The organism is Achromobacter agilis (genome assembly GCF_900496965.1).
GTDB lineage: Bacteria > Pseudomonadota > Gammaproteobacteria > Burkholderiales > Burkholderiaceae_B > Achromobacter > Achromobacter agilis.
This window is the reverse complement of record NZ_UFQB01000063.1, coordinates 1-542: the sequence shown is the minus strand read 5'-3', so window position 1 is coordinate 542 and position 542 is coordinate 1. Positions and strand designations below refer to the sequence as shown.

Below are 542 nucleotides of genomic sequence, written 5' to 3'. Positions count from 1 at the left end.
CGTACTTATCTTCTTCGGCTTGCGCCGAGTACTTGATAAGTACATTTCGTTGTGCTTCTTCCAGATTGTTAAAGAACGAATATAGCTGTTAGGTAAAACCTAACTCATAAGATCGTAGATCACGACATTATGAGTTAGCCTCTACATCATCACCAGGTGATAGGATTTGGTGGAGGTGAACGGGATCGAACCGATGACATCCTGCTTGCAAAGCAGGCGCTCTCCCAGCTGAGCTACACCCCCATACTCTGCATCGCAGAATACTTGGTGGGTCTGGTTGGATTCGAACCAACGACCCCCGCCTTATCAAGACGGTGCTCTAACCGACTGAGCTACAGACCCAAAACCTTTTCGGATCAGTAGTCAGGTAGCTGAAGACCCAGGGAAGACTCCCTCGACCCAAGCCTACAACTGATCCCAGCTATATATCAAACAACCGATAAGAGTGGACGCTTAACACGAGCACTAAGCTCTGAAAGGAGGTGATCCAGCCGCACCTTCCGATACGGCTACCTTGTTACGACTTCACCCCAGTCATGAAT

The 542-nt window shown here is 48.7% G+C and carries 2 tRNA genes and 1 rRNA gene; all 3 read right to left on the bottom strand.

Going from position 1 to position 542, the window contains the following annotated elements:
* Positions 1–167 precede the first annotated feature (167 nt).
* Positions 168–243, bottom strand: a tRNA-Ala gene (locus AGI3411_RS30045).
* Between the two features lie 22 nt (positions 244–265).
* Positions 266–342 (bottom strand) — tRNA-Ile (locus tag AGI3411_RS30040).
* 133 nt (positions 343–475) lie between these two features.
* Positions 476–542, bottom strand: a 16S ribosomal RNA gene (locus AGI3411_RS30035); the annotation flags it as partial.